A 6,685-nucleotide genomic window follows, 5' to 3' on the forward strand; every position below is an offset into this window, starting at 1 on the left:
CGGAACCAGCTACCCTGCCTGCCCCGCGGCCGGATCCGACTCGTACTTGGGAACCATCGCCTCGTAGCCCTCCATCAGCTTCAGGTCCGTGATGTGGTCCGGAATGCCGAAAGCGTCCACCAGCGTCTGCGACCAGGGCCCCAGGGAATCTACAAGGTCGTTCAGCGCGGCGCGGGCGGCCTTGGTGCGGGTACCCGTCAGCAGGTTTTGCTCCAGGTACCAGCTGGCGTTGTCCACGATGCAGCTGAGGAAGTACACCAGGCGCACCTGCTCCAGAACGCGCTGCGCGTTCTCTGAATCCAGCTTGGACTCGGCCTCCACGAAGGCCTCGAAGATGATGCGATCGACGTGCGCCCAGCCGACGGCCAGCAGGTGATCCTGCGCGCGATCGACTACCTTCGCCGCTTCGTCCACATCCATCTTGCGGGCGGGGCGCAGGCGGCGGGCGAGGGAGCGCATCAGGCGATCCTCCCGTTCGCTGAGCAGGTTGATCTGGTAGGCCGGGTCGAACAGCGAGGTCTCCTCGGAGTCGCTGAACGTATCCACCAGGTTCTGGATCAGCGCGTCTGCGGCGGTGCGGCGGCGCAGCAGGTTGCCGAAGCTATCCAGACCGAAGCGCACCATCTCCATCGGGTTCAGGCCGCCGAGCTCCTTGGCGAAGCCCGTCATTAGTTCCTTCGCTGCCAGCTGCATCATCACCACGTTGTCGCCCTCGAAGGTGGTGAACACATCCGAGTCCGCCTTCAGCGTGGTCAGCAGGTTCTCCGCCATGTAGCCCGCGCCGCCGCAGGCCTCGCGGGCCTCCTGGATCGTGTCGGTGGCGTGCGCGGTGTTGGCGGCTTTCAGTGCTGCGGCGTGCGCTTCAACTTCGCGCTGGTCGGCCTGCTGTTCCTTGGTGTATTCGGTCGGTTCCACGCCCCGCTGGTCCAGCTCGTGCACGCGCGCGATCAGCTTGTTCGTGGCGAACTGCAGGCCGTAGGCGCGGGCCACGCGCGGGATGAGGCGCAGGCGGTGCCAACGGTGCTCGATCAGGCGGTTTTCGGGGAGCGAATCGTCGGGAGCGAATTGACGCCGCAGGTTCGCGTACGTCACAGCAATGTCTAGCGCGGTGCGGGCGGCCGCGCCTGCGGCAGCTCCCACGGTCACGCGCCCGCGCACCAGGGCTCCGAGCATCGTGAAGAAGCGGCGGTTCGGGTTTTCGATGGGGGAGGTGTAGTTGCCGGCCTCGTCCACGTCGGCGAAGCGGTTCAGCAGTGCCTCGCGGGGTACGCGGTGGTTATCGAAGCTGATGGTGCCGTTGTCCACGCCCTTCAGCCCGCCCTTGTGGCCGTGGTCACCGATGCGCACGCCGTCGATGGGGGAGCCGTCGTCTTCGCGGATGCGCACCAGCAGGCAGTGCACGCCCTGCGATTCAGCCTGCGCGTCGTCGCCAGCTTCGGTCGCGTTCTCAGCATCGGGGACAATGAGCTGCGCAAACACTGCCGCCCAGCGGCCATCGCGCGCCGCATTGCCGATAAACCACTTCTCGGCGGAGGCGGTGGGGGAGTTGATGATGAACTCCTGCGTCTCCGCGTCGTAAGTCGCCGTGGTCTCCAGCTGCTGCACGTCGGAGCCGTGTCCGCGCTCGGTCATGGCGAAGCAGCCGAGGGCCTCGAGGTTCATCAGCTTCCCCACCATCTCCTGGTGGCGCTCGGTTCCCAGGTTGCCGACGGCGCCGCCGAACAGGCCCCACTGCACTCCGGACTTCACCATGAGCGACAGGTCGGCATGCCCTAGCATCTCGATGGAGGTCAGGCAACGGCCGGTTTCTCCCGTGCCGCCCTGGTCGGCGCGGAAGGCGTGTTTCGGCACCCCGGATTCAAGCACACGCTGCAGGTGCTCGGTGGTGCGGGCACGGGACTGCTCGAGGTCCAGGTCGGTGCGCGGCAGGATGTCTGGGTCTGCCAGCAGGCTGCGGGTTTCCTCGCGTGCTTCCGGGAAGTCGCCGTCGAGGACGGTCTGCAGCGCCTTTGCTATTGACGCCTGCGCTTCAGCGGTTGGAGCCGTGGACAAGGTCTTGGGCGCCGAGGTGGAGCGGCGGAGTTTGTTTCCAGACTTGTCAGCAATTCCATCGGCTGGGCTCGATGTGACCGAGCTATCAGTCGTTGCGGTGTTTTCGGTCGTGTTCTCGGAATTGTTTGGTGACATGAAATTAATGATACGCAAGAGTGTGATCCACAACTCGAAAATTTGCTAATAAATCTATGACTAAATCATTGGGTGGAGCGTAGTAGCTGCAGCGTTGCGTTGGTGGTCTCCTATCGGATGACTAGGCTTGCCCTTATGGCCGAGGACACATTTGACGAGAATCACCGGGAAGTGGATACGCCCGAGCAGAACGCGCAGAGCAAGCAGAATAATGCCGTGCGCAGCCGCAAGGTAGCGCCTTCCACTCGCGGAGCCAAGACCCGCGCGGAGAAGAAGTACTGGATGTTGGTTGCTTTCGCCGTGTTGGCGGTCGCCTACGCGGGCAACGAGTTCACCCCGATGATGGTCTTCTACCGAGGGGAGAACGTCTTTGGCTCCGTCTTCGTCGATGCCCTCCTGGCCTGCTACGCCGCCGGCATCGCGGCGGGCCTGCTGCTGTGCGGCCCGCTTTCGGACCGCTACGGCCGCCGCGTCGTCATGCTTCCCGCCCCGATCATCAGCCTTGTCGGCAGTGTCCTCATCGCCGCCGGTGAAATGAATGAGCCACTGATCTTCACCGGTCGTCTGCTCAGCGGATTTGCCGTCGGCATTGTGATGACCGCAGGCGGTGCATGGATCAAGGAGCTTTCCACCCCGACGTTCGACCCCAGCGCACAGGAGGGTTCCGGCGCCCGCCGCGCAACCATGTCCCTGACCTTGGGATTCGCCGTCGGTGCGGCGCTGGCGGGCGTGCTGGCGGAGTGGGGTCCCGCACCGGGCCAGACCCCCTACATCCTCAGCATCCTGCTGTGCGCCGTGTCCATGATCGGCATCCTCGGTGTGCCGGAGACCCGCCAGAACGCGCACCTCAAGATGGAGGGCTCCTTCTGGTCGGACCTCAAGGTGCCCTCCCTGCGGCACCCGCGCTTCCTTACCGCCGTGATTCCGATCGCCCCCTGGGTCTTCGGCTGTGCCGGCGTAGCCTATGCGATCATGCCGAGCCTGGCACAGGATCAGGTTCCTTACCCCATCGCCTTCTCGGCTGGCATCACAGCCATCGCGCTGGCCTGTGGCTTTGGCATCCAGCAGGTTTCCACCAAGTACATCAACCCGAATAACTCCCAGGCCCAGCAGATCGGCCTGGTGCTGGTGATCATCGGCATGGTCGTTGCAGCCTGGACCGCTCACGTCGGCTCGCTGGCCGGAACGGTCGCAGTCGGCCTCATCCTGGGCACCGGCTATGGCGTATGCCTAATCACCGGCCTGACGGAAGTGCAACGCATCGCCAGCGCCGACGACCTCGGCGGGCTCACCGCCTTCTTCTACACGATCACCTACATCGGATTCTTCTTCCCGATGATCCTTTCGCGCCTGAAGGATTGGTTCACCTACACCGAGATGTTGGGCTTCGGTGCGGTGGTTGCCTTCATCGGTCTTATTGTGGTGACGCTGACTTCCAAGAAGTTCATTCCCACCCCGGAGCAGCAGCGGAACTAGGCTTCGGTTTTCTTTGCTCGGCCGGGAGCTTGGGCGGGGGCTTGGGCAGCAAGCGCGAGCACGCCCAGCTGCACCGCCGCACCCACACTCGGGCCGACTGCCAGCGCCCAGATGGCGCGCGTATCGGGGGAATAGTCAAGCATGAGCGCCGCCGTCGACAGGACAATCGCAATCAGCCACCCGGCCGTGTAGAGGTTGTGGCGATCCGCCGCGAGCGCTGCCGAGCCGCTGATCATCAGGATGGCCGTCGCCCCGGAGACGAGCGTGAGCCATCCGAGGGTGGCGGGGGAGGAGATCACGGCGGCGTCAAAAAATAGCCCCATCAGTGGCGCGGCGAGGAAGTAGGCGGCGATACCTCCGATGGCCGCGACGGCTCCCACCGCGGTGATGGGCAGCGCGGCGGCGCGCAGGACGCGCTCGCGGTGTTTCGTGAAGTGCACGATAAGCGCAGGCTGGAAGCGCTGGAGTGGTACTAGGATCGGCGCGCGCGTGAGCGTGATCGCGGTGATGGTGGCGGCGAGCGCACCAGGGCCGACGTCCGCGTCCGAGGTGTAGCGTAGCAGCACGCTGAAACCGGTGATCATCACGGCGTTCGCGCCCGAGGCGACCATGGCCTTGACCGTGCGCGAGAGGAAAGGGCGGGTGGGCACGTCCGCCCGGTCGCGCAGGGTGGCTCTAGCAGCGGGGGAGCAGGCGAGAATCAGCAGCCAAGTGGCCGCGCCAATCACCGTGACGAACAGGTAGGCCAGCAGCTGCCAGCCCAGAGCCCACGCGACGACGGCCAGCGCCAGCCGCACCCCGGAATCGATGGCCATCAGCCAGGCGAAGCTCGGCCACGAGTGGTTGGCGGACAGCAGGCCGCAGACCGTCGCTTGGAACGTATAACAGGCCAGGCCGACGGCTATGAGCACCAGCCCCCACCCGGTCAGTCCAGGCACGAGCTGGCCGATCCACAACGGTCCAGTGACGAGCGCTATCAGACCGATAGCCAGGGCGATGTAGCTTGTCAGGGCGAACGGGCGCGGGGTGCCTGCCCGCGCAGTGTCAGCCCGCAACGTGCCAGCCTGCAACGTGCCGCCCTGCGCAGTAACCGTCTGCGCAGTGTCAGCCCGTGGGGCGCCAGCCTGCGAGGCATCCATCACTGCGCGCCGGGTGGAGACGGCCCGGGCGGTCTCCTGCATCAGCCCGTCCAGCACGCCCGTCATCGCGAAGAACAGCGACCAGTAGACCATGAAGTCTTCGTACCCGGCGGTGGTCAGCCCCTTATTGGCAACCCAAATCACCAGGTAACCGGCGATGGCCACGAAGACTGTGGCGAGCGATATGGCGCGCATTAGTTAACCCGTCCGACGGCCCAGAAAGGGCTAGTCATGCAGCCTCTCGCCGAGCTTGCCGAGCCGCTGTCCGACGCGCTTCAGTGCATCCACGGCACGCGCCGGCCCGGAGGCATCGACCATTTCCGCAGCAGGGCCCGCGGGCAGCTCGCGCAGTTGCTCCTCGCTGAGCTCGATGCCCTCACCGCCGGGGAATTCGGGTAGTTCTTGGTGACGCAACCAGCGGTCGAACAGACCCTGTACCTCACTTCGGGCCACACCGTTTTCCTCGGCGACGGTGTTTGCCAGGTTCTCCAGGTCGCGCGTTTCCACCAACCCCATGCGGTGCTGCGTGGTCCAGCGCTTAACCATGTCGAAGAACGCCTCGTCACCCAGCAGCACGCGTAGGGCGTGGACGGTGACGGCTCCGCGCTTGTACAGCCGGTCGTCGAACATGTCTTCGGCACCGGGGCCGATCAGCAGAATGTCCTGCGGCTTCTCCGCGAGCGCATGGTGGTGCGCCCACGCATGGTGGGCGGCGGGGATGTCTTGCGACTTTTCGAACCACAACCACTCGGAATAGCAGGCGAAGCCCTCGTTGAGCCAAATATCCCGCCACTCCACCAGGCCGACGGAGTTGCCGAACCACTGGTGGGATAGCTCGTGGGCGATCAGGCGCTCCCAGGTGTGCTTGCCGTCGGCGTGGTTGCAGCCGAACATGCTCATGCCCTGGGCTTCGAGGGGGATCTCCATATCCTCGTCCGTGACCACCACGGAGTATTCCGGAAAGGGGTAGGTGCCGAAGAGCTCCGAGTAGACCTCGACCATCTCCGTCTGCTGGCCGAAATCCTCGTTGACCAGCTCACGGACCCGCTTGGCGTGCTCCGTGCCCTCGGGGAGCCAGCCGAACACCGGGACGGTCTTGCGACCGAGCTCCGCACTGCGGAAGTCGACTCGCTTAAAGGGGCCGACGTACACCGCGGCCAGGTAGGTGGCCATGGGATAGTTGGTTTCAAACACACGAGTGGTGTTGTTGCCCTTGCTGTACTGCTCCACCAGGGTGCCGTGGGCGATGGCGGTGACGTCCCGGTGGGCGGTGATGGCTACGCGGAACATCGCCTTTTCGTCCGGCGTATCGTCGCAGGGGAACCAGCTGGGGGCGCCATTGGGTTGGCCTGCCACCAGGGCTCCGCCGTCGGTTTCCTCCCAGCCAACCTCGCCCCACTTGGAGCGCAGCGGGCGCGGGTAGCCGCCGTACTTGATGGTCAGGTCAAAGGACTGATCCTCGGCAATCTCGTCTGCGAAAGTGATCGTTAGCTTGTTGCCGTTGTGCCGGAAGCGGCGGATTTTCATCGTTCCGTTGTTGGCAGCCGCCCCGTGGCCGGTGACTTCCACGCGGTTAACGGCCAGGTTATTGGCCAGGTCCAACGTCATGGTTTTCAGCGGACGGTAGTTCTCGACCGCCAGGCGCGCCACGCCGCGCAGGCGGTTGGGTTCAACGTCGTAGTCCAACTGTAGGTCGTAGCGCAGCACGTGGAACCCGAGGTTGAAGTCCACGCCCGTGTAGGCATCCCGAGCTCCGGCGATGGGGGAGCTGCGGAATGGACGAGGCTGCTGTTGGGATTGCTTCATGTAAGGCACACTACTATCTGCATAGGACAACCCCCGCCACGGAGGTGGTCTGTGGCGGGGGAAGTGTTGTTATATCT

The 6,685-nt window shown here is 64.8% G+C and carries 4 protein-coding genes; 1 reads left to right on the forward strand and 3 read right to left on the reverse strand.

All coding sequences use genetic code 11. The features are described from left to right. Positions 1-9: 9 nt before the first annotated feature. A complete protein-coding gene (locus QKE30_RS08620) occupies positions 10-2,187 on the reverse strand; it encodes an acyl-CoA dehydrogenase family protein (RefSeq protein WP_239198982.1) in 2,178 nt (725 codons plus the stop codon). Positions 2,188-2,322: 135 nt separating this feature from the next. Here QKE30_RS08620 and QKE30_RS08625 point away from each other — a divergent pair, with 135 nt between their 5' ends. Continuing rightward, entirely contained in the window at positions 2,323-3,663 is a 1,341-nt protein-coding gene (locus QKE30_RS08625; protein ID WP_347934594.1) for an MFS transporter, read from the forward strand. On the opposite strand, the gene QKE30_RS08630 is transcribed toward QKE30_RS08625, so the two are convergent. Further along, positions 3,660-4,997: a hypothetical protein gene (locus QKE30_RS08630; RefSeq protein WP_347934595.1), complete on the reverse strand. Its 1,338-nt coding sequence runs from the start codon at positions 4,995-4,997 to the stop codon at positions 3,660-3,662. The two genes, QKE30_RS08625 and QKE30_RS08630, sit on opposite strands and share 4 nt — an antisense overlap. Positions 4,998-5,027: 30 nt before the next feature. Next, entirely contained in the window at positions 5,028-6,608 is a 1,581-nt protein-coding gene (locus QKE30_RS08635) for a M1 family metallopeptidase (protein WP_347934596.1), read from the reverse strand. Positions 6,609-6,685: the final 77 nt, after the last annotated feature.

Origin of the sequence: Corynebacterium sp. c24Ua_83, assembly GCF_039907245.1 — a bacterium.
GTDB lineage: Bacteria > Actinomycetota > Actinomycetes > Mycobacteriales > Mycobacteriaceae > Corynebacterium.